Genomic DNA, 22,525 nt, shown 5'->3' with positions numbered 1-22,525 from the left:
TAACCGCTGCGCGTGCAAAGCGGGGGCACGGGATGCCCCCGGGCGTGCGAACGAAGCCCCCGGAAGGACGCCCCCTACCTATCGGTACGTGTGACCATGGGTGTGCCTGTGACGCATGAGGTACTTGAGGTATCAGAAGGTCAGCAAAGGAACAGGACATGACCCACCCTGTCCCCCACACCCCCGCCAACGCTGCCGACGCCCCCACCACCGACACCACCCCCTCAGCCGCCCATCTCCTCGTGGTGGACGACGAAGACGGGGTCCGCGGCATGCTCACGATGGCCATGGAATTCCTCGGCTTCGAGGTGACCTGCGCCGCCACCGGCCGGCAGGCCCTCCGGGCCGTCACGCGCCGCGCCCCCGATCTCGTACTGCTCGACGTCAACCTCCCCGACGTCGACGGCTTCGAGGTCTGCCGGACCCTGCGCCAACGGGGCCTCACCGTGCCGGTGCTGTTCATCACCGGCCGCAGCGACGTCGACGACCGGGTGCGCGGACTCGATCTGGGCGGCGACGACTTCGTCACCAAGCCGTTCGAGCTGAAGGAGGTGGCGGCCCGGGTCCGCGCCCTGCTGCGCCGCACCGCCGAACGGCCCGCGCGGCGCCGCCACTTGAGCGCCGGGCACATACTGCTCGACCCCGACGCGCACCAGGTCTGGGCGGACGGGAAGCCCGTCCGGCTCACCCCGACCGAGTTCGCCCTGCTGCGCTATCTGATGGAGAACTCCGGCCGGGTGCTGTCCCGTGCCCAGATCCAGGAACGCGTCTGGAACCACCGTGCCGAGGGCTCGGGCATCGTGGACACCTGCGTCTACTACCTGCGGCGGAAGCTGGACGACCGGGGCCAGTCGCTCATACGGACCGTCCGCGGTGTGGGCTATCTGCTGTGCGCGGACTGAACACCGTCGACGCCACCCCCGTAGAAAAGACCGTGTACACCGCGGCGGTCGGCCCCGATGCCCTCGCCTGGCTCCTCCAGGCCGAGCTCGGTGTCGCGGTGCTGCTGCTCGCCGCCGTGCCGGCCGTGGTGCGATGGGTGCGCCGGCGGGAGGCACGGCGGTGGGCGGAGTCGGAGCGGCGGCTGCGGGAGTTCCTGCTCACCGCGGGACACGAGCTGCGCAACCCGCTGACCACCATCTCCGGCTACGCCCAACTCGCCTTCGTCGGCGACCGGTCGCAGGAGCGCGTGCGCACCGAGGCGCTCGGGCGGGTGCACGACGAGATCGAGCGCATGGACTCGCTCATCGACGAGTTGGTCCTGCTCTCCCGCCACGACCTCGGCCGGGAGCTGCGGCGCCGGCGGGTGGACCTGGCCGAGCTGTGCCGCGAGGCGGCCGCGGCCGCCCGTGACTGCCATCCCGCGTACCCGGTACGGCTGCTCGTCGCGCCCGGCGAGCACATCGTCCGCGGTGACCCGCTGCGGCTCCATCAAGTGGTCGCCAACCTGCTGGCCAACGCCCGCCGTCACACGCCCGAGGGCACCTCGACCACGCTGGCCGTGGGCACGGAGGACGGCTACCGGGTCGTCGAGGTCACGGACGACGGGCCGGGAGTGCCGCCCGAGTTGCGCGCCCGGATCTTCGAACCGTTCGTCCGAGGGGACGCGGGCGCCGCCACGCCCGGCAGCGGCGTCGGGCTCGGGCTCAGTGTGGTCGCGACGGTCGCCGCCGCCCACGGCGGCACGGCGGCCCTCGAACACTCCGTCGGCGGAGCCTGGTTCAGGGTCCGGTTGCCCGCGGCGCCCTGAGGAACCTGACGCCCTCTGAGGAACCTGACGCCCTCTGCCGAATCCTGAGGAAATCCTGATGTTGTACGGATCGATTCCGGATCCGCGCTCGATTTACTGAGCCGCATGTCGTCCCTACGGAACAAAGTCGCCGCCGTTTTCGGCTCCGCGGTCGTCCTGGCCGCCGCCGTCGTCGCCACCCCCGGCACCGCCATGGCCGAGGAGAGTCCGACCGTCGCCCAGCTCCTCGAGAAGTGCAACAACGGCACGGACCGGTGCGAGTTCCACGTCGAGTCGGTCGACAAGTATCTGGGCCCCGAGAAGCGCGTCACCTCCGACGCCTTCAACTGCACCAGCGTCGACCAGAACATCTCCAAGACGTGGTCGGACACCACGACGACCGGCACCTCGACGACGCAGACCATAGAGTTCGGCGGGGCCTTCGAGGCCTTCACCGCCGGATTCAGCAGCGCCACCGGCAAGACCTGGGAGAAGTCCCACACCGAGTCGCGCACCGAGAGCCTGTGGATCGCCCCGCGCAAGAAGGGCTGGCTCACCCACCGGGCGCACAAGGTCAAGGCGCACGGCTACTACCAGCTCAACTTCGGCGAGCGCTTCTACGGCCACTACATCTGGTACGTCAACGACGTGACGATGACCGGCGTCGACCCCGACAACACGTACGGCGAGAGCCCGGTGTTCCGCGAGCGCGCCATGAGCTCCGGCGACTGCTGAGACACACGGCACGCAGCGCGACGGCCGCCGCGACCGCCGCGACCGCCGGCCTGCCCGGGGACGCACCCCGGGCAGGCCCGGCCCGCACCCCGACTTGCCGGCCGGGGCCCCCAGGTGTGCCCTGGAGGCAGGGGCGAGGAGACAGGAGTGCTCTCATGGCTCACGCGGCACCCGCACGACGCGAACTCCCCCGCGCCCCGCGACCGAGCACCGGACGGCCGCACGTCAGCCCCCTGCGGCTCGCGGCCCCCGTACTCGGCGGCATCGTCTACGGGCTGTGGGCCTGTGCGATCGGACGCGACTCGGGACCCATCACCGGCTGGAACGTCCTGCTGGGCGTGGTGTCGGGGCTCGCCTTCATCGCGGTCTACCTCGGTCTGCGCGTGATCGGCCCGCGCCTGCACCGTGAGCTGCGCGCCTGCGCGTGGGCGGCGTTCGCGGGCGTCGCCCTCGGCTTCCTCTACAGCCTCACCGGCGAGAGCGTCCTGAAGTCCTCGGTCATCGCGTGCGTGGTCGCGGCGGTGGTGTTCGTGATGGTGTTCTACCGGCTCTACACGACGGAGGACTGACCACGCCGGGGCGAGCGCCGAGCGGCGCCCGCCCGGCATGCCTGAGGCCCCGGCTCTCCCAAGCCGGGGCCTCAGGTCCGTGCGGGCGACCCGGTTCACCCACGGTTCCCCATCCGGGCCGGCCCGCTCCCTCCCCGGATGATCGCTCTGTGCCCCCAGAACCAGGAAACACCCGTTCGGGTGAACCCTCCACCGGAGGCGGGAGCCGCAGCCGGAGCGACCACAGGACTAGGACAAAAAGCCCAGGACGCAACCGCTGCCGAAACCTACGATGAGTTTGCTGCCCGGCCGGGGTCTACATCTCAGCCAGCTCGCACCGAATCGGAGCCGGTGCACAGCGAGTCGCACAAGCATTCGTAAGACTGGATGGGGCGGACATGAAGAGCGAACATCTGGCCGGACCGGCCATCGAGACCGCCGGCCTGGTGAAAACCTTCGGCGACAACCGCGCCGTCGACGGCGTGGACCTGCGGATCGAGGCCGGCACGGTGTACGGCCTGCTCGGGCCGAACGGCGCGGGCAAGACCACCACCGTGCGCATGCTGGCGACCCTGCTGCGCCCCGACGGCGGCGAGGCGCACGTCTTCGGCCACGACGTCGTGCGCGAGGCGGACGCGGTCCGCAGCCGGGTCAGCCTCACCGGGCAGTACGCCTCGGTCGACGAGGACCTCACCGGCACCGAGAACCTCGTCCTGCTGGCCCGCCTGACGGGCCACAGCAAGAAGGCCTCGTACGACCGCGCGGCCCAGCTCCTCGACGCCTTCGGCCTGTCGGACGCGGCGGGCCGCCAGGTGAAGAACTACTCCGGCGGTATGCGGCGCCGTATCGACATCGCCGCGTCCATCCTCAACACCCCGGACCTGCTGTTCCTGGACGAGCCGACGACGGGACTGGACCCCCGCAGCCGCAACCAGGTCTGGGAGATCGTACGAGCGGTCGTCGCCCAGGGCACGACGGTCCTGCTGACCACCCAGTACCTCGACGAGGCCGACCAGTTGGCGTCCCGGATCGCCGTCATCGACAAGGGCAAGGTCATCGCCGAGGGCACCAAGGGCGAGCTGAAGGCCTCGGTCGGCGCGGGCGCCGTGCACGTACGGTTGCGGGACGCGCACCGGCGCCCCGAGGCCGAGCGGCTGCTCCGGCAGACCCTGGACGCGGACGTACAGCTGGAAGCGGACCCGGTGGCACTCACGGCCCGGGTCGGCAATGGGGTGGCCAACGGGCACGGAGCCTCCGAGAAGGCCTCCCGCGCTCTCGCCGAACTGGCCCACGCGGGCATCACCGTCGACAACTTCTCGCTGGGCCAGCCGAGTCTGGACGAGGTGTTCCTGGCCCTCACCGGTAGCACGACCGAGCAGGAGCAGGCTAAGGAGGCCACGGCATGAGCACCGCGACGCCGACCACGGAGACCAAGGAGACCGGCGAGCTCGCCCCGGTCCGCACCGAAAGCCTGGCCGAACTGCTCGTCTCCCGGGAGCGGCCGCCCCGCCCGAACGCGCTGCGGACGTCCCTGACGTTCGGCTGGCGGGCGATGCTCAAGATCAAGCACGTACCCGAACAGCTCTTCGATGTGACGGCGTTCCCAATCATGATGGTGCTGATGTACACGTACCTGTTCGGCGGCGCCCTCGCGGGCTCGCCGAGCGAGTACATCCAGTACCTGCTGCCCGGCATCCTCGTCATGTCCGTCACCATGATCACGATGTACACGGGCCTCGCGGTCAACATCGACATCGAGAAGGGCGTCTTCGACCGCTTCCGCTCCCTGCCCATCTGGCGCCCGTCGACGATGGTCGGCTATCTGCTCGGTGACGCCCTGCGCTACACGATCGCGTCGATCGTGATGCTCACGGTCGGCCTGATCATGGGCTTCCGTCCGGACGGCGGCTTCTCGGGAGTCGTGGCGGGCGTGGCGCTGCTGATCGTCTTCTGCTTCGCCTTCTCCTGGGTGTGGACGATGTTCGGTCTGCTGCTGCGCACGGAGAAGGCCGTGATGAGCGTCAGCATGATGGTGCTGTTCCCGCTGACCTTCCTCAGCGACATCTTCGTCCGCCCCGAGACGATGCCGGGCTGGCTCCAGGCCTTCGTCAACAACAACCCGGTCACGCATGTCGCCTCGGCGGTCCGCGACCTGATGGCCGGCTCCTGGCCGGGCGAGGGGATCGCGTGGTCGCTGGGCTGGGCCGGGCTGTTCGTGGCGGTCTTCGGCCCGGTGACGATGCGGCTCTACAACCGCAAGTAGGCGCCAGGCGGTGCGGCTCCGCACCGCCTGCCCGGCCCCCCCGGAAGAACGCAATCCACGTCCGGATGCAGTCACCCCGGCCGTCCTCCGCTGGCGGAGGCCACGGCCGGGGTTCTTGCTTGAAGGGTGCGGAAAGTCCTCTCGGCGGTGCTGATCGTCCTCGGTTGCCTCCTCCTGCCGCTCGGCGGGCTCTCGGCGTGGGCGACGTACGAGATCGGCGACACCGGGCGGTACGTCGCCACGATGGGACCGCTCGCCGCCGGGCCCGACGTGCGGCGCGCGGTCACGGACACGGTCACCGACGGGATCATGTCGGAGGTCGAGGCCGGGCCCCTCGAGGACGAAATCCGCGTCTTCGTGCGCAAGGCGGTGGGGTCCTTCACCGGCACGCCGGCCTTCCGTACCGCCTGGGACTCGGCGAACCGCGCCACCCACGACGCCGTACTGCGCGCCCTGCGCGGCGATCGCGACACCGCCGTCACCCTCGACCTGGCACCCCTCACCGAGCGGCTCAAGGACCGGCTGGCCGACGACCACGTGCCGCTGGCGCACAGCATCCCCGTCGCGCACGCCAAGATCACGGTCATCGAGGCCCGGGAAGTGGCCGCGCTGCGGAAAGGGTTCGACGTGCTGGAGATCACGGGTTTCTGGCTCCCGCTCGCGGCGGTAGCGCTGGCCGTCGGCGGCATCCTTCTCGCGGTACGCCGCCGCCGGGCGGTCATGGCGACGGCGCTCGGCCTGGCCCTGGGCGCCGCGCTGCTCGCGCTGGCGACCGCGGTCGGCCGCGAGCTGGCCCTCGGCGACCTCCCGCCGCACGTCTCCCGCACCGCGGCGGGCGCGGTCTACGACGCCCTCACGTCCACGCTCCGTACGGCGACCTGGGTCATCCTCGCGCTGGGCCTCACGGTGGCGGCGACGACCTGGCTCATGGGCCGCTTCGTGCGACATCGCGGAGGGTCCGCAGGGCGGCCCTCAGCTCCGGCACCGGAACAGACGCGAGCCCAAGCCTGACGGCATCCGCCGGGGACACGGAGGGGCGGTCTCCCGGGGTCGCCGTGCGCGGGGACGACAAGGGCCGGCGGTCTTCGGGGGACGCCGTGCGCGGGGACAGGGGCGGGGAGATGGGCGGAGACAGGGGCGGTGACAAGGGCGGGCAGCTTCTTCCCGAGCCCGCCCTGCGCCTCGGTTCCACGGCGAACGCCGGACCCGGCGTGACCGCGACCCCGCGCGCCGCGGCCGCCGCCGCGAACGTGTCCGCGCGCCACGGCTGCGGCAGCTCCCACCAGACGTAATACGCGTACGGATCGGCCCGTACCGCGAACTCGCCCAGCCATTCCTCGACGACCCGCTGCCGCGCGTACGCGTCCGCCCGCTTGGCCGCGACAAGCGTCTCGACGGTCCCGTCCCCGATCCACCGCACGGCGGCCTCCAACGCGAATCGCCCCGCGGTCCACCCTCCGGAGCGCAGGGCCTCGGCGACCGCGTCCACCCGCCCCTTCGGCACGACGAGGAAGCCGACGGTGAGCCCGGGGGCGACGCGCTTGGACAGGCCGTCGACGAGAAACGTGCGCTCGGGGGCGTAGGACGCGAAGGGAGTGGGGCCCTCCTTGCCGTCCCGCAGAAAGGACCAGATCCGGTCCTCTACGACGGGCAGGTCCAACGCCCGTACCACCCCCGCCAGTTCGCGCCGTCTCCCGTCCCCCATGGTCACGGAGGTGGGATTGTGGAGGGTCGGCTGGACGTACACGGCGGACAGCGGCGCCGCTCGATGGGCGGCGACCACGGCAGAGGGTCGCACCCCCTCCCCATCCATCGGGAGCGGTACGAGTGTGACCCCGATCCGCCGTGCGATCTCCTTGACCAGCGGATACGTCAGCGCCTCGACTCCCACGCGGCCTCCCGGCCGTACGATCGCGGCGAGCGCGCCGGCGATGGCCTGGCGTGCGTTGCCCGCGAAGAGAAGCCGCTCCGGGGCGGGCCGCCACCCCGGACCGCCCAGCAGCCCGGCGACCGCCTCGCGCGCGGCGGCCGTGCCGGTGGCGGGAGCCGTACGCGTGGCCTCCGCCAGCACATCGGGCCGCAGCAGTGGCGCGAGCCCCGCGGCGAGCAGTTCGGACTGCCCCTCCGCGACGGGGTAGTTGAGCTCCAGATTGATACGGGCCTCGGCTTGCCCGTCCTCGCCCTCTGCTTCTCCTTCGCCTTCGGCCCTCGCCTCCGCCAGGGCCCGCCCCGACGGCGCGGGCGACGCCCGTACGAATGTCCCCCGCCCGACCTCGCCGACCACCAGCCCGCGCCGCACCAACTCCGCGTACACGCGCCCGGCCGTGGACCCGGCGATACGGCGCTGTCGCGCGAACGCGCGCTGCGGCGGCAGGCGTTCACCGGGCTTGAGCCGCCCGGAGAGGATCTCCTCGGCCAGCCGGTCGGCGATCCGCCGATAGTCCTCCACGCGAACATCTCTCCTTGCATTGCACCGAGGGCAAAGATTTTATTGCACCGAGGAGCCGGGCCGCTTTAGTGTCCACTCATGGCACCCTTCCTCGCATACGAGGACAAAGGCACGAAAGCCTCAACGCCACTGCCTCTTGTTCTCATCCATGGCCATCCCTTCGACCACACGATGTGGGCGCCCCAGATGGCCGCCTTCTCCCCGGGCCGCCGGGTGATCACCCCCGACCTGCGCGGCTACGGCGCGTCGCCGGTCGTCCCGGGGGTCACCCCGCTCGCCACGTTCGCCGAGGACATCGCGGCCCTCCTGGACAGTCTGGGGGTGGACGGCTTCGTCCTCGGCGGGCTGTCGATGGGCGGCCAGATCGTCATGGAGTGCTACCGCCAGTTCCCGGAGCGCATCCACGGCATGATCCTGGCCGACACCTTCCCCGCCCCGGAGACCCCGGCCGGCAAGAAGTCACGGGGCGAGATGGCGGACCGGCTCCTTCGGGAAGGCATGCGGGGGTACGCGGACGAGGTACTCCACAAGATGGTCGCGCCGTACGCCGACGCCGACGTGGCCGCACACGTCCACCGCATGATGACCGGCACACCCCCCGAGGGCGCGGCCGCCGCCCTCCGCGGCCGCGCGGAACGCCCCGACTACCGCGACCTCCTGACCCGGGTCAGGGTCCCTTCCCTGGTCGTGGTCGGCGAGGACGACGCCTACACCCCGGCGTCGGACGCACAGGCCATGCACGAGGCCCTTCCCGGCTCCACGCTCCACATCATCGCCCGCGCAGCCCATATGCCGAACCTGGAACGCCCGGACGAGTTCAACGAGGCGCTGGCCGCGTTCTTGAAGCAGGCCGATTCGTCCGCTTGAGAGCGGTGCCAAGCCGATCCGAGCCGAGCCGAGGCTCTCGTCGGCGCCGTCGATCGGCAACCGTCCCACCGCCCGCCCCGTCTTTGAGAGAGGATCCGGGTGAACGGAAGGCATGGACTTTGGGCAGTGCTACGGCAGAGACGTACGAGTGGATCGACGACGACCCGGCGACACGGCGCCCCGGCCAGAGGGGAGGAGCCTGGCTCGCCGGGCTCCTGCTGCTCGGCGTGAGCACGGTCGTGGGGTGCCGGATCGCCGACACCGACGGCATCACCCCCGTACCCCAACTCCTCGCGTTCCTGCCCTGGCTGCTCGCCCCCACCGCAGCCGCCCTCCTCCTCGCCGCCCTCACCCGCTGGCGCCTCGGACTCGTCTGGGGCGTGGCCGCACTGGCGACGATCGCCTGGTTCATCGAGCCGTACGGCAAGACGGCCGACGCGAAGGGCACGCCACTCGTGGAACTGCGCGTGCTCACGTCGAACGTGGAGTTCGGACAGGCCACCGACGAGCTGATCAAGGCCGTCCGGAGCGAACGCCCGGACCTCGTCTTCGTCGAGGAGTGCGAGGCACTCTGCGAGGACAAGCTGAGGCAGGCCTTCGGACGGAAGGACACGCAGGACGCGCAGGGCACGGAGAACGCGCAGGACACGTACCCCTACCGGCAGGCCGTACCGGGCAACGGCTCCGACGGGTCCGTCATCCTCAGCCGGTACCCCCTCAAGCCCGCCGCCGGGATCCCGGGCGCCATGGGGATGCCGGGCGCGACAGCCGATGTGAAGGGCAAAGAGATCCGCGTCCAACTCGCCCACCCCATGCCCCCGCTCCCGGCCCACCTGGACGACTGGCGCGAAGAACTCGGCGCGCTGCGCGACTACGCGGCCGCCGACCGGACCCGCCCCACCATCCTCGCGGGCGACTTCAACGCCTCCCAGGACCACGCCGCGTTCCGCCGCATCCTGGACACGGGCCTGCGCGACGGCGCCCGCCTCGCCGGACACCCCCGCACACCGAGCTGGCCGGCCAGAACGGCCCCGGCCCTGGGCGCCCAGATCGACCACGTCCTCGTCTCGCGGGACTTCTCGGCCAACAGCGCCCGCTTCCTGGACCTCGATAACACGGACCACCGCTCCCTGGTCGTGGACCTGACGCTCCACGAACGCGCCTGAGAACGCGACGTGGGCCGCCCCTGTGCAGGAGGGACGGCCCACGTCAGTGGGGGGTGGCGGGCTTCGGACTTCGGGAACTACCCGGCCTGGTTCACCTTCTGCAGGGCCTTCGCCAGACCGTTGGCCCACAGCCGCTCGACCTCGGCGCGCTCGTTCGCGTCGGGGTTCGCGTTGGTGCAGGACGGGCCGGGGCCGCCGCCCGACATGAGCTCGCTGCACGGGCCCTCGTAGTGGTCCGGCAGACCGAGTACATGGCCGGTCTCGTGGGCGGTCACGCGGTTGGAGTCGTACTCCTTGTTCTGCGCGTAGTCGAGGAAGATGAAGCCGCCGCCATGGCCGTCCGTGGAGGCGTACGAGCCGCGCGCGTCGTTGCCCTCGCGGTACTCGAAGTCCGCGTTGGAGCCCGACTGGAGCTGCACGTTCGCCACCGCGCCGTTCCAGATCTCGGTGGAACGCTCTATCTGGGCGCTGAAGGTGGGCGCGTCGGACGCGTCGTAGGTGACGGTGACCGCGGCGGCCCCCGGGTTCGCGGCCCGCTTCTCGGCCACGGACTTCAGCACGGCCTCGAAGAACGCCTTGTTGGCCTTGGCCTCCTCGGACGAGCCGTGGTAGCCGGCCACCGGGGCGGCGGCCGGAGCCGCTGGGGCGGCCGAGGCCGGCACCGCGCCGAAGGCGCCGACCGCGAGGCCGAGACCTATCGCGGTCGACACCACAGCCCTGGACTTGGGCAGGGACAGTCGCATGATGACTCCTCGTGTGGGGGGTGAAGTCGTCATCGGTGAGTGTCGACGCCTGTGCGGCGGCTGTGATGATGGCAACCGGCGATAGGACGGGGCTATCACTCGGGCACAGCTCCCTCATCAGTCGGGCACCACTCCGCCCCTGTGTGGTTACCGGTCAGTCGGAATCGGCCGCTCCTGTGCACCAACTCGCCCACTTCGGATGGGATTTATGCGTCTGGTGTGGCCGGGCGGGCCGCCCTAGGCTCACCGCATGGAGCTTGAGGTCAGGCACCTCCGTGCGCTGTGCGCCATAGCCGACACCGGCAGCCTGCACCGCGCCGCACGCCAACTCGGCGTCGCCCAGCCCTCGTTGAGCACCCAGCTGCGCAGGATCGAACAGGAGCTGGGCGGGGCGCTGTTCACCCGTGAACGCACCGGCTGCCGCCCGACCGCGCTCGGCCGCGTCGTCCTCGGCCGGGCCCGCCCCCTGGTGGCCGAGATGCGCTCCCTGGTGGCCGAGGCCAGGGCCGCCGCCGCGGACGGCCCCCAGCTGCGCATCGGCTCCACCGCGAGCCGGGCCCTCGCGGGCTGGCTGCGCCGCCTGCGCGCCCGCAGCCAGGAACCGATCCTCCAGATGGACGTCTCCGCGAACGCGCTGCTCCGCATGCTCGCCGACGGACAGCTCGACATCGCCTTCGTGCACGAGGTGGAGGGCAGCCCGCTGCGCATCCCGGACGGGTTACGGCTGCGCGTCCTGGTCGAGCGGGAGCCCCAGTTCGTCTCACTGCCGACGGACCACCCGGCGGCTGCCCGCCCCGTGGTCCGCCTCGCCGAGCTGGCCCATGACCGCTGGATGGTCGACCCGACCGTCGACGGCGAGTGGGACGCCGTCCACCGGATGCTCCGCTCGGCCGGCCTCAGCCCCCGCATCCTGCACGGCGACTACCACACCGCCGCCTCACTCGTCGCCACCGGCGAGGTCGTCACGGTCTGCCAGCCGACCTGTCTGTCCCGTTCCGAGATGGCGGTACGCCGCATCCAGGGTGACCCCCTCGGCGTACGCCTGCTGCTCGCGGCGCGTATGCAGGCGGACCTGGACTCCGTCTACCCGGACCTGGAGGAGGCGTACTGGGAGACGGCACGGCAGTCGCCCGGCTATCGGGAGTGGCTGAAGAAGAGAGGCGCCCCTCCGGAGAGGGACGCCCCCATGTACGTACACGTCAGCACATGACGTACGGCTTACGCCTCTTGAGCCTCGCTCCTCACACGCCCACGTCGGACCCGTTCTTGCGCCACACCGCGACCACGGACGGGCGGACCATCTTGCCCGCGCCGTCGGGCCAGGCGCTCGCGGGCTTCTCGACGGTCGCGCCGTCGATCTCACCCGGGTGCTGGACCGAGACCACGACACGGCGGTCCTGGACGATCGGGCCGCAGGTCTCGGCGCCCTTCGGCATCGTCAGGAACTGCTTCAGCTCACCGCGCCGCTCACCGCGCGTAGCGACGCCGAAGAGACCGTCGTGCGAGCCGAGCTGGGCGCCGTCGGTGGAGATCCACAGGTTGCCGTACGAGTCGAAGGTCACGTTGTCCGGGCAGGAGATCGGGCTGACCTTGTCCTTCGGGAAGCCCGCGAAGTACGTGGCCGGGTCGGCGGGGTCGCCCGCGACGAGGAACAGCGACCAGCCGAAGGTCTTGCTGTCGGCGCGGCCCCGGCGCTCGGTGAGCTCCAGGATGTGGCCGTGCTTGTTGGCGTTGCGCGGGTTGGCCTCGTCCGCCTTGGCGTTCGTACCGACACCGCGGTTCGAGTTGTTGGTCAGGGCGACGTAGACCTTGCCGGTGTACGGGGAGGGCTGGATGTCCTCGGGCCGGTCCATCTTGGTCGCGCCCACCTTGTCACCGGCGAGCCGCGTGAAGACGAAGACCTCCTCCGCCGTCATACCGTCCACATGCGAGACGGCGCCGTCGGCGGTGGCCGTGGCCAGCGGAATCCACTCGCCGCCGCCGTCGAACTCGCCGTCGGACGGAAGCTTCCCGGTGCCGTCGATCTCGGCGGCCGGAGAGTCTCCCGTCAGCTTGGCGACGTACAGCGTGCCCTCGTCGAGGAGGGAGAGGTTGTGCTCGCGTACGGCCCGTGAGGTGCCCTTCTGCATCCGCTTGCTGCCGACGAACTTGTAGAAGTAGTCGAAGCGCTCGTCGTCACCCGTGTAGGCGACCGGACGGCCGTCGTCCGTGAGGCGGATGGTCGCGCCCTCGTGCTTGAAGCGGCCGAGAGCGGTGTGCTTGCGGGGCGTGGAGGTGGGGTCGTACGGGTCGAGCTCGACGACGTAGCCGAAGCGGTGGGCCTCGTTCGGCTCCTGGGCCACGTCGAACCGCTTGTCGAAACGCTCCCACTTGCGCTCGGAGGCGCCGGTGCCGATGCCGTACCGCTTGTCCGTCGCCCGGCTGCTGTTGGCGAAGTACTGGTTGAAGTTCTCCTCGCCGTGCAGCGTGGTGCCCCAGGGGGTCTCGCCGCCCGCGCAGTTGTTGAGCGTGCCGAGGACCTTGGTGCCGGTCGGGTCGGCGGAGGTCTTGAGCAGGTCGGACCCGGCGGCCGGACCGGTGATCCTGAACTCGGTGGTCGCGGTGACGCGACGGTTGAGGGGGTGGCGCGGGACGGCGGTGAGCTTGCCGCTCTTCTGCTCCCCCTCCACCACGACGACGGACAGGCCGTGGGCCGCCCAGGCGATCTCGGCCTGCTCGCGGGTCGGGTTGGCGGCGTCGTATCCCTTGAACATCAGGATCTCGTCCGTGTACTCGTGGTTCGCCACGAGCAGCTGGCGGCCGCGCTCGCCCGGCAGGGGGAGCAGGGCGAGGAAGTCGTTGTTGTAGCCGAACTGGCCCGCCTGTGCCTTGGCGGTCTGCTTGTCCGGGTCGAAGGCCGGGGCGCCGCGGAGGATGGGCTCGCCCCAGCGGATGACCACGTTCTGGCCGTAGCCCTCGGGAACGGTCACGGCATCGGTCGTGTTCGGCGCGACCGGCGTGAACCGCAGACCGCGCGCTCCCTTGCCACTCGTGTACGTCTCCGGAACCGCGTCGGTCGTCTGTGCGGGGGCCTGCGCGGCGGCGGAGCCGACGGCCGCACCACCTGCCGCGGCGGTGACCGTCACCACGGCGGCGGCCCGCATCATGGAGCGGCGGCTGAGCGCACCGGCGATGACGTCGCCGACGTACTCGTTGGTGCTGGTGTTGGGCACCTCGTGAAAGCAGGCGTCACCACAGCGGAATCGACAGGTCATCGCGGAACGGCCGCCCGGGTGTGAGCCGGTCGAGCCGATCAGGGGCAACAGGTTGCGCACGGTCCCTCCCACATTTCTGGATCGAGCGTGACGCTAGGGGCACACGTGCTCCGGGACACAGCCGCAGAGTGAACGAGGAGTGAACGCAAGGGATCCGACGGGGAGTTGGTATCGGCGCCGACGCCGGATGCTGTCCCAGGTCCGGGCCTGACGAAGATCTTCAAATGTGGCGGCTAACCTTACGTATCCGTCCTGGCCAGGGATTGACGGAACCAACTCATGCGAAGGGTTGCGCAATGGGCATTCTCGACCTCCTGCGAAACGCGTTCGGAAAGTCACGCAAGGGGCGTCCGTCCGAGGGTGCCGAGCCCGTCGTGCCGGAGGCACGTCAGGAGACGGCACCGGAACCGGCCGCCGAACCGGCACCGGCGGCACCCGCGGCAGCGACCGCACCGACCGCCACGGCCCCCGAGACCGATGTCCGCGAGGCCGACGCCTCGGCCTCGACCCCGGCGGCCGAGACCAAGGCGTCCGAGACCAAGGCGTCCGACCTGGACGACCTGGTATCGGCGGCGTTCGACAACGTGTCGGTCCCGAAGCAGACGCCTCCGGCGGAGCAGCAGGAATCCGAGCCGGAGCCCGAGGCGAAGCCTGCGGAGGCGGCCGAGCGCACGCCTGCGGCACCTGAGCCGGAGGCGAAGCCCGAGGCGCAGCCGGAGCCGGAGGCCGAGCCTGTGGCCGAGGTGGCCCCTGAGCCGGAGCCCGAGCCGGAGCCCGAGCCGGAGGCGAAGCCGGAACCCGAGGCCGAGCCTGTGGCCGAGGTGGCCCCTGAGCCGGAGCCTGAGCCGGTCGTGGAGCCGGAGCCCGCGCCGGTCGTGGAGCCCGAACCGGTCGCCGCCGAGGCCCCGGCCGCTGAGCCGAAGCCGGAGCCCGAGCCGAAGCCGGAGCCGGTGGTGGAGCCTGAGCCCGTAGTGGAGCCCGAGCCCGCCGCCGCCGAGGTCACGGCCCCCGAGCCCGCAGCTGACGTCACCCCCGAACCGGAGCCGAAGCCCGAGCCGGAGCCGGTCGCCGCCGAGGTGACTCCGGAACCCGCCCCCGAGCCCGCGCCCGAGCCCGTCGCCGCGCAGGCGGACGAGCCGGCGGCCGCCGACGGCGCCGAGGCCGTGGCCGGACCCGACCTGCCCCCCGCCCTCGCCACGGCGTACAACGCCGCCGGCACGGCCCTCAAGAAGCACGACCTCACCAAGGCCCGCGCCAGGGTCTACCTCGTCCTGGACCGCTCCGCCTCCATGCGCCCGTACTACAAGGACGGCTCCGCCCAGGCCATCGGCGAACAGTCCCTCGCGCTCGCCGCCCACCTCGACCCCAAGGCGACCGTCCACGTCGTCTTCTTCTCCACGGAGCTGGACGGCACCGGCGAGCTCACCCTCACCGACCACGAGAACAAGATCGACGAGCTGCACGCCTCCCTCGGCCGCATGGGCCGTACGAGCTACCACGCGGCCGTGCAGGAAGTGATCGCGCAACAGCAGAAGTCGGAGGACCCGGCGGCCCCCGCCCTCGTGATCTTCCAGACGGACGGTGCCCCGGACGCCAAGACCCCGGCCACCCAGTCCCTCACGGACGCGGCGAAGAACCACCCCGGCATCTTCTTCTCCTTCGTCGCCTTCGGAGAGCACGACAACAAGGCCTTCGACTACCTCCGCAAGCTGAAGACCGAGAACACGGCCTTCTTCCACGCGGGCCCGACCCCGCTCGAGCTGACGGACCAGGAGTTCTACGAGGGCGTACTGGCGTCCTGGCGCCCGTAGGCGCCTGTAGGAGCACCTCCCGCTCCACCCCGGGCCGCCCGCTTCTCACCCCGAAAAACGGGGAGCGGGCGGCCCATACCAGTCGGCTACGATTTCAAGGTTCGTAGACGGTCGAAGCACCAGAGAACCGTCACCCCGCGTAGCGACTTGGGAGCAGCCCGCGATGGCTCGACACCTCATCACCAGCGCCCTTCCGTACATCAACGGGATCAAGCACCTGGGCAACATGGTGGGGTCCATGCTCCCGGCGGACGTGTACTCCCGGTACCTCCGCCAGCGCGGCCACGACGTCCTCTACATCTGCGCGACGGACGAGCACGGCACCCCGGCCGAGCTGGGCGCGAAGGAGCAGGGGCTCCCGGTCGACGAGTTCTGCGCCCAGGCGCACGACGCGCAGAAGGCGGTGTACGACGGCTTCGAGCTGGCCTTCGACTACTTCGGCCGCAGCTCGTCCCCGCAGAACCGCGACATCACGCAGGAGATCGCGCGCGAGCTCAAGGCCAACGGGTTCATCGAGGAGCGGGCCATCCGCCAGGTGTACTCGAACGCCGACGGGCGCTTCCTGCCGGACCGCTACATCATCGGCACGTGCCCGCACTGCGGCTACGACAAGGCCCGCGGTGACCAGTGCGAGAACTGCACGCGCGTCCTGGACCCGACGGACCTGATCGACGCGCGCTCGGCGATCAGCGGCAGCAGCGACCTGGAGATCCGCGAGACCAAGCACCTCTTCCTCCTCCAGTCCGCGCTGGCCGGCGAGGTCGAGTCGTGGGTCGACGAGCGCGCCGACAACTGGCCGGTGCTGGCGTCCTCGATCGCCCGCAAGTGGCTGACCGAGGGCCTGCACGACCGCGCCATCACCCGCGACCTCGACTGGGGCGTCCCGGTGCCGGCCGACACCTGGCCGGAACTGGCCGCCGAGGGCAAGGTCTTCTACGTCTGGTTCGACGCCCCGATCGAGTACATCGGCTCGACGAAGGAGTGGGCGGACCAGGACCCGGAGAACCGGGACTGGCGCTCGTGGTGGTGGGAGTCGGACGCCGACGTCCACTACACGCAGTTCATGGGCAAGGACAACGTGCCCTTCCACAGCGTGATGTTCCCGGCGACCCTGCTGGGCACGCGGGCGCCGTGGAAGAAGGTCGACGTCATCAAGGCCTTCAACTGGCTCAACTACTACGGCGGCAAGTTCTCCACGTCCCAGAAGCGCGGCGTCTTCACGCACGACGCGCTGGAGATCCTGCCCGCCGACTACTGGCGCTACTTCATGATGGCCAACGCCCCCGAGTCCGACGACTCGTCCTTCACCTGGGAGCACTTCACCGCCACGGTCAACAAGGACCTGGCGGACACCCTCGGCAACTTCGTCAACCGCGTCCTGTCCTTCTCGCGCAAGCGCTTCGGAGACGACGTCCCGGCGGGCGGCGAGCCCGGCGATGCGGAGGCGAAGCTGGGCGCGGAGATCGCCCGTCTCCTCGCCGAGTACGAGGTGCACATGGAGGCCATCCAGTTCCGCAAGGCGGCTGCCGCGCTGCGCGCCCTGTGGTCGGCCGGCAACTCCTACCTGGAGGAGAAGGCCCCCTGGCTGGAGATCAAGACGAACCCCGAGGGCGCGGCCCTCACCCTGCGCACCGCGATGAACCTGATCCACCTCTACTCGGTGGTGTCGGAGCCCTTCATCCCGGCCTCCTCCAAGGCGATGCGCTCGGCCTTCACGCTGACGGACGACACGGCGGCCTGGGTCACGGCGGACGAGGCCCGCGCCCTGTCCTCCGTCCCGGCCGGCACGCCCTTCACCGTGCCCCCGGTCCTCTTCGCCAAGATCACGGACGACGACCTGGCGGCCTACAAGGAGCGCTTCGGCGGCGAGGCGGAGTAACTCACGAACGTTCAGTGCACGGGGCCCGGTGACGTCGTACGACGTGACCGGGCCCCCTGCGTCGTTGCCGATGCCTTGACCCTCACACGGTGTCAGGCACTGAACTCGGAGACGTCATGTTCACCATCGGAGACTTCGCCCGGCACGGTCGCGTCTCGATCCGGATGCTGCGCCACTATGACGCGACCGGACTGCTGCGCCCGGCTCATGTCGACCCCACGACCGGCTACCGGTACTACTCGGCCGCTCAGCTCACCCGCCTGAACCGCGTCATCGCGCTCAAAGAGCTCGGCTTCACCCTCCAGCAGGTGCAGGACATCGTGGACGAGAGGGTCGGCACCGAGGAACTGCGCGGCATGCTGCGGCTGCGGCGGGCCGAGCTGGAAGCCACCATGGCCGCCGCGGCGGCGCGCCTGGTCCGGGTCGAGGCAAGGCTCCAGTCGATCGAAAGCGAGGGCAGCATGCCCACGAACGACGTGGTCATCAAGCAGGTCCCGACTGTCCGGGTGGCGGAACTGACCGCGACCGCCGCCAGTTACGAGCCGGAGGACATCGGACCTGTCATCGGACCTCTCTACCAGGAGTTGTTCCGCCGCCTCGAAGCGGCCGGTATCACCCCGTCGGGCCCCGGGGTGGCCTACTACGAGGACGCCCCGGAAGGCGGCGGCGCCATCAGTGTCCACGCCGCCGTGCAGGTCTCGGCCACTGTCCGTCCTGTCCAGGACGGCGATGTCCGCGTACTTGATCTACCCTCCATCGAGCAGGCCGCGACGATCGTCCACCGCGGCTCGATGGACACCGTGCTGCCCACGGCCCAGGCCCTGGCCCGCTGGATCGACGGCCACGGCTACCGGTCGGCCGGCTATCCCCGGGAGATCAACCTGGAGTGCCCCGAGAACCGCGAGGACTGGGTCACGGAACTGCAGGCACCGGTCACCAAGGCCTGACGGAATACGCCACGAAGTCCGCCCACGCCTCCGGCGTCAGAGCGAGTTGAGGGCCGCCTATGTTCTTGGAGTCGCGGACGTGGACGGTACCGGGGGCGCTGGCGACTTCGATGCAGGAGTCGCCGTCAGGGCCGCTGCTGTAGCTGCTCTTGAACCACTTCAGCTCGGAGGAGTCTCCGGCAGAAGCCTTGCGGATCATGATTCTCCAAGCAGTTGCTCAATGAGGGCCAGTGACTCCCCCGGTGGAAGAGCCTGAGCCCGGATGGTGCCATACCGCAGCTCAAGGATGCGGAGCTGCTTAAGATCGGAAGTGGGGCGGCCGTTGTAGGCGCCTTCGGATCGCCCCACAGCCGTTCCGTCAGCGAACTTGAGGACCTCGATCCTTCCACTGAGTCCTGGATGAGCTCCGCCGCTCGTCGGCATCACCTGAAGCGTGACGTTGCGCAACCGGCCCACCTCCAGCAGACGTTCGAGCTGCTGACGCCACACCATTGTGCCTCCAACACGGCGTCGTAGCGTCGCCTCTTCCTGTACGAAGCTGAGCGAAGGCGCTGGTGATCGCTCGAAGACGGACTGCCGGGCCATGCGAGCAGCCAATACGCGCTCCAAGTCGTCCTGCGAATACGCGGGCTGCCACACCTCGAACAAAGCTCGCGCGTGCTCAGGGGTCTGCAACAGGCCGTTGACGCTGATGCACTCGTACACGCCGATCTCGACCGCCTTGGCCTCCATCTGCGCCAGATCCCGAACCTTCTTCGGATACCGGACCTTCGCCACATCCTCCTTCATCGCCGAGAGCAACCCACCCGCCCCCAACACCTCGTCCGCGTTGTCCAGATACTCGGCCCGGGGAATCCGCTTGCCTCCCTCGATCTTGTAGACGAGGTCCTCCCCGTACCCCACCGCCGCCCCGAACTCGGCGGCGCGCATGCCGGCCGCCTCCCGCCGGAGCTTCAGCTGTCGCCCGACCGTCGCGACGACCGCCACGCCCCAGTCGTCGTCCGGGTCGACCTCCCAACCCGGCTCGTCCGCCTCGCTCTTGAGCCGTCGTACCTCGCCGTCCACCGACATCCCGCACCCCTCCGTCGTACCTCCGTGCCGCAACGCCCGTATCCCTACGGCCGGTTCCGACAGCCCGGACAGCAGTGGACAAGCTCCGGACAGTCACCGTACGCATCGGCGTCGTCACTGTTCACGGTAAGCACGCGCGGCCACGCTCAGTGATGTGAACAAGGAAGAGTCCCCCCAACTCGACACCGCCACCCGTCACTTCAGCGTCCTGCTGTCGCCCACGCCACGCGGCGCCCGTCTCGCCCGGCTCCTCTCCACGGAATGGCTGCGCACCTGGGAGCTCCCGTACGGCGTCCCCGACAGAGCCGCGCACGTGGTGGCCGAACTCACGGCGAACGCCGCCACCCACGGCCGCCTGCCCGGCCGGGACTTCCTCCTCGCCCTCCAGGCCACCACCGAGGTACTCCGCATCGAGGTCACGGACACCCGCGGAGACGAACTCCCCCGCCTTCGACTCCCGTCCGCCGACTCGACCTCAGGACGCGGCCTCGTGCTCGTAGAAGCCCTGTCCGACCGCTGGGGCGTCACACGGGACCCCGTCCCCCGCAAAACCATCTGGGCCGAACTCGACCTGCCACGGGATCTCGAAAACCTGAACGACCAGCACCGCGAGTCGCTCGGGGAGACCGCATGACTCCATGAATTGAGGGGACCCCGCCCAGCGTGGGGGTCGACACCCTGACACTCAGCCAAGCCCAGGACAGGGGGCCGCCTTACGCGGGTCTGCGGAAGCGTGAACACTTTCCCGGAAAGTGTTCACGCTTTTCGCGGCTGGTGCCCTGGCAGAGGAGGATTGGCCAACAGCGTCGGACAACCGGTCCGGTGCGGGGACTCACCGGAGCCTGACGCCGTGTGTTCCGGTGGGCCTGGCGCTCTTCCCAAAGAACCACGAGAGGGAAAGCAACCTCACCAAGCCCCACCCCTCCCGCCCACGGCGCCCGCTCACTCGGGCGAGTGAACATCACCAACTCGGCTGGCTTCGGGACAGGTTGACTGCTCTACGCTCAGCGCGACACCACACAACCGCAGACATGCGACGGCCCCCGCCGGGACTGCAATCCCAATGCGAGGGCCTGACCACCAAGGAAGAAAGCCGCTTCCTGATGGATACGCAGAACCCTAGCGTGCACCCGCACGCACAGGCCCGTCCCACGGGCAAAAACCACCCGCGCCGGAACGCTCACGCGAACACCCACCCGGGCGGCGTCACCCACGACAACTCCCGCCACACCACCCGCTTCACAGTGATCGGCAACCACCTCGCCCAGCACCCGGAGCTGTCCGGGCTGGCCACCGGACTCGCCGTCCACATCCAGTCGCTCCCCACCGGCGCCCGCGCCGACATCAAGACTCTTGCCGCCCGCTTCCCGGAGGGCCCGACCCGTATCGCCGCCGCCCTGCGCGAGCTGGAGACCCACGGCTACCTGCGCCGCACCCGCGAACGCACGGAGAGCGGCCGCATCGTCACCCGCACCGTCTCCTGCAACCAGCCGGGCCGCCACAGCAGCACGGCAGAGGCTCCCAAACCCGCGGCCCGCCGGGCAGCGACACCGCAGCAGAAGCCCTCACGCCGCGCCCTTCCCGCCGTACCGAAGCCCGCGTACGCCTCCCCGGCCCTCCTCCAGACGGCCATCGACGTCCTCGCGGGCCTCCGCCGCGAAGACCCCCGCCTTCTCCTCTCCGCCACCGACGCGGAACACCTCGCCCCCGGAGTCGCCGCCTGGCTGGAGCGCGACCTCACCCCCACCGCCGTACGCCACGCCCTGACCACCGACCTGCCACCCGAGGACCTGCGCCGCCCGGCCGCCCTCCTGGCCCACCGCCTCACGGCCCAGCTCCCGCCCCTGCCGCCGTACCGGGCCCCCGAATCCCCCCCCACCCGCCAGGCACCCGCTCCGCAACTGCGACAGCTGCGACCGTGCCTTCCGCGCACCCGAACCCGGCCGCTGCCGCGACTGCTGCGAGCTGCGGCAACCCCGCACCACGACTGCCTGACGAAGCCGACCGGGGCTCGGCGTCCATGGGAGACCGACTCACGCCGCGCTCACCCATCCGGGTGAACGTCGTCAACTGGGCCTCGAACAGGCCGTGTTGCGCCCTACGCTTACCACAACATCCGTTTTGGCATGTGCCAGGGGCAATGCCTTTCCGTACTACTTCACCCTCACAGGAACCCACATGGTCAGCTCGCCCCACGAGGCGATGCACCGCATCTTCCAGGATTACCCGGACCTCTTCTCCCGGGTCTCCGAGGCGCTGGGCGTCGACTTCGCCCGGCCCACCTCGGTCACCATCCTGCCGACCGACCTCACCGAGACCCGCCCGCTCGAACGCCGCGTCGACACGCTGCTGCGGCTGGAGACGGAGGACGACGAGCCGCTTCTCCTCGCCGTCGAGGCCCAGGGCAAGAAGGACCCGGACAAGCCGGCGAGCTGGGCGTACTACGCGTCGTACCTGCTCACGAAGTACCGGCTGCAGCCGATGCTGCTGGTCGTCTGCCAGGACCGCGCGACCGCCGAATGGGCAGCGCGACCAGTCCTCTTCGGCCCTCCCCAGTGGCCTCTGCTCACCCTGCGCCCGCTGGTCGCGGGCCCGCACAACATGCCGGTGATCACCGACCCAGCCGAGGTCCACAAGGACCTCGCCCTCGCCACACTGTCAGCAATCACCCACGCCACGAATCCGAGCGTCGAGGCCATACTCAAAGCAATGACCAACGTGCTGCGGGACACATCCGCGGCCCTCGCCAACCCGATCATCGAGCTCATCGCACAAGGCATGGGCAAGCACCCAGCCGCAGAACTGTGGAGGAAACTGGTGGCCGTGGACCTCTCTTTCTACAAGTCGCCCCTTTCCGAAGAACTCCGCGACGAAGGCCGGGCGGAGGGCGAGGCGCGACGAGCCGCTGAGGACGTCCTGGCCGTCCTGGTGGAGCGTGGCATCGACGTCCCCGAGGAGGCCCGCGAACGCATCACCCGCTGCGGCGACCCCGAGACCCTGCGCCACTGGCTCCGGCGTGCCGTCACCGCCCCCTCCGCCGACGAGATCTTCGCGGACGAGTAG

General features: G+C 70.3%; 20 protein-coding genes and 1 pseudogene. 16 read left to right on the top strand and 5 right to left on the bottom strand.

Annotation, left to right across the window (positions count from 1 at the left end; genetic code table 11):
* Nucleotides 1–158: 158 nt before the first annotated feature.
* The 7 genes from FGD71_RS13775 (at nucleotide 159) to FGD71_RS13745 (ending at nucleotide 6,286) form a co-directional block, all read left to right on the top strand.
* Nucleotides 159–902 carry a response regulator transcription factor gene (locus FGD71_RS13775; RefSeq protein WP_181359194.1) on the top strand — a complete coding sequence of 248 codons (744 nt, stop codon included), beginning with the start codon at nucleotides 159–161 and terminating at the stop codon, nucleotides 900–902.
* A complete protein-coding gene (locus tag FGD71_RS13770) occupies nucleotides 890–1,750 on the top strand; it encodes a sensor histidine kinase (RefSeq protein WP_240436574.1) in 861 nt (286 codons plus the stop codon). The genes FGD71_RS13775 and FGD71_RS13770 overlap by 13 nt, the downstream gene beginning before the upstream one ends.
* A gap of 105 nt (nucleotides 1,751–1,855) precedes the next feature.
* Nucleotides 1,856–2,464: a hypothetical protein gene (locus tag FGD71_RS13765; protein WP_119100719.1), complete on the top strand. Its 609-nt coding sequence runs from the start codon at nucleotides 1,856–1,858 to the stop codon at nucleotides 2,462–2,464.
* A 155-nt stretch (nucleotides 2,465–2,619) separates the two neighbouring features.
* On the top strand, nucleotides 2,620–3,033 hold the full coding sequence (locus tag FGD71_RS13760) for a hypothetical protein (protein ID WP_119100718.1): 414 nt from the start codon (nucleotides 2,620–2,622) through the stop codon (nucleotides 3,031–3,033).
* A gap of 377 nt (nucleotides 3,034–3,410) precedes the next feature.
* Nucleotides 3,411–4,418, top strand: a complete 1,008-nt coding sequence (locus FGD71_RS13755; RefSeq protein ID WP_119100717.1) for an ATP-binding cassette domain-containing protein — start codon at nucleotides 3,411–3,413, stop codon at nucleotides 4,416–4,418.
* Nucleotides 4,415–5,275, top strand: coding sequence for an ABC transporter permease (locus tag FGD71_RS13750; protein ID WP_119100716.1), 861 nt, complete (start codon nucleotides 4,415–4,417; stop codon nucleotides 5,273–5,275). The genes FGD71_RS13755 and FGD71_RS13750 overlap by 4 nt, the downstream gene beginning before the upstream one ends.
* Nucleotides 5,276–5,401: 126 nt before the next feature.
* Nucleotides 5,402–6,286, top strand: a complete 885-nt coding sequence (locus tag FGD71_RS13745; protein WP_240436573.1) for a hypothetical protein — start codon at nucleotides 5,402–5,404, stop codon at nucleotides 6,284–6,286.
* Here the strand turns inward: FGD71_RS13745 and FGD71_RS13740 are convergent.
* Nucleotides 6,201–7,724, bottom strand: coding sequence for an aminotransferase-like domain-containing protein (locus FGD71_RS13740; protein WP_181359193.1), 1,524 nt, complete (start codon nucleotides 7,722–7,724; stop codon nucleotides 6,201–6,203). The two genes, FGD71_RS13745 and FGD71_RS13740, sit on opposite strands and share 86 nt — an antisense overlap.
* 78 nt (nucleotides 7,725–7,802) lie before the next feature.
* On the opposite strand from FGD71_RS13740, the gene FGD71_RS13735 reads away from it, so the two are divergent.
* A complete protein-coding gene (locus FGD71_RS13735) occupies nucleotides 7,803–8,591 on the top strand; it encodes an alpha/beta fold hydrolase (protein WP_119100715.1) in 789 nt (262 codons plus the stop codon).
* Nucleotides 8,592–8,710: 119 nt separating this feature from the next.
* Nucleotides 8,711–9,757 (top strand): endonuclease/exonuclease/phosphatase family protein, encoded by a 1,047-nt coding sequence (locus tag FGD71_RS13730; protein ID WP_119100714.1) that lies wholly within the window; start codon nucleotides 8,711–8,713, stop codon nucleotides 9,755–9,757.
* A gap of 77 nt (nucleotides 9,758–9,834) precedes the next feature.
* Here the strand turns inward: FGD71_RS13730 and snpA are convergent, their stop codons facing one another.
* Nucleotides 9,835–10,500 carry a snapalysin gene (gene snpA / locus FGD71_RS13725; protein ID WP_119100713.1) on the bottom strand — a complete coding sequence of 222 codons (666 nt, stop codon included), beginning with the start codon at nucleotides 10,498–10,500 and terminating at the stop codon, nucleotides 9,835–9,837.
* A gap of 250 nt (nucleotides 10,501–10,750) precedes the next feature.
* Here snpA and FGD71_RS13720 point away from each other — a divergent pair, with 250 nt between their 5' ends.
* A complete protein-coding gene (locus FGD71_RS13720; protein WP_119100712.1) occupies nucleotides 10,751–11,710 on the top strand; it encodes a LysR family transcriptional regulator in 960 nt (319 codons plus the stop codon).
* Between the two features lie 31 nt (nucleotides 11,711–11,741).
* Here the strand turns inward: FGD71_RS13720 and FGD71_RS13715 are convergent, their stop codons facing one another.
* Entirely contained in the window at nucleotides 11,742–13,814 is a 2,073-nt protein-coding gene (locus tag FGD71_RS13715; protein WP_119100711.1) for a PhoX family protein, read from the bottom strand.
* A 236-nt stretch (nucleotides 13,815–14,050) separates the two neighbouring features.
* Here FGD71_RS13715 and FGD71_RS13710 point away from each other — a divergent pair, with 236 nt between their 5' ends.
* The 3 genes from FGD71_RS13710 (at nucleotide 14,051) to FGD71_RS13700 (ending at nucleotide 18,391) form a co-directional block, all read left to right on the top strand.
* Nucleotides 14,051–15,565 carry a VWA domain-containing protein gene (locus FGD71_RS13710; protein WP_119100710.1) on the top strand — a complete coding sequence of 505 codons (1,515 nt, stop codon included), beginning with the start codon at nucleotides 14,051–14,053 and terminating at the stop codon, nucleotides 15,563–15,565.
* 163 nt (nucleotides 15,566–15,728) lie between these two features.
* Nucleotides 15,729–17,444, top strand: coding sequence for a methionine--tRNA ligase (metG, locus tag FGD71_RS13705; RefSeq protein ID WP_119100709.1), 1,716 nt, complete (start codon nucleotides 15,729–15,731; stop codon nucleotides 17,442–17,444).
* Nucleotides 17,445–17,560: 116 nt separating this feature from the next.
* Entirely contained in the window at nucleotides 17,561–18,391 is an 831-nt protein-coding gene (locus FGD71_RS13700) for a MerR family transcriptional regulator (protein ID WP_119100708.1), read from the top strand.
* On the opposite strand, the gene FGD71_RS13695 is transcribed toward FGD71_RS13700, so the two are convergent.
* Both FGD71_RS13695 and FGD71_RS13690 read right to left on the bottom strand, forming a co-directional pair.
* Nucleotides 18,378–18,590 (bottom strand): DUF397 domain-containing protein, encoded by a 213-nt coding sequence (locus tag FGD71_RS13695; protein ID WP_119100707.1) that lies wholly within the window; start codon nucleotides 18,588–18,590, stop codon nucleotides 18,378–18,380. The genes FGD71_RS13700 and FGD71_RS13695 overlap by 14 nt on opposite strands.
* Nucleotides 18,587–19,462 (bottom strand): helix-turn-helix domain-containing protein, encoded by an 876-nt coding sequence (locus FGD71_RS13690; RefSeq protein ID WP_119100706.1) that lies wholly within the window; start codon nucleotides 19,460–19,462, stop codon nucleotides 18,587–18,589. Before FGD71_RS13690 ends, FGD71_RS13695 begins: the two co-directional genes overlap by 4 nt.
* A gap of 154 nt (nucleotides 19,463–19,616) precedes the next feature.
* Here FGD71_RS13690 and FGD71_RS13685 point away from each other — a divergent pair, with 154 nt between their 5' ends.
* From FGD71_RS13685 to FGD71_RS13675, 3 genes and pseudogenes are all read left to right on the top strand, one after another.
* Nucleotides 19,617–20,096, top strand: a complete 480-nt coding sequence (locus tag FGD71_RS13685; RefSeq protein WP_119100705.1) for an ATP-binding protein — start codon at nucleotides 19,617–19,619, stop codon at nucleotides 20,094–20,096.
* Nucleotides 20,097–20,565: 469 nt separating this feature from the next.
* A pseudogene (locus FGD71_RS13680) lies at nucleotides 20,566–21,457 on the top strand (helix-turn-helix domain-containing protein).
* A 183-nt stretch (nucleotides 21,458–21,640) separates the two neighbouring features.
* Nucleotides 21,641–22,525 carry an RpnC/YadD family protein gene (locus FGD71_RS13675; protein WP_181359192.1) on the top strand — a complete coding sequence of 295 codons (885 nt, stop codon included), beginning with the start codon at nucleotides 21,641–21,643 and terminating at the stop codon, nucleotides 22,523–22,525.

The organism is Streptomyces sporangiiformans (assembly GCF_005768555.2).
GTDB lineage: Bacteria > Actinomycetota > Actinomycetes > Streptomycetales > Streptomycetaceae > Streptomyces > Streptomyces sporangiiformans.
This window is presented reverse-complemented; position numbering and strand designations above follow the sequence as displayed.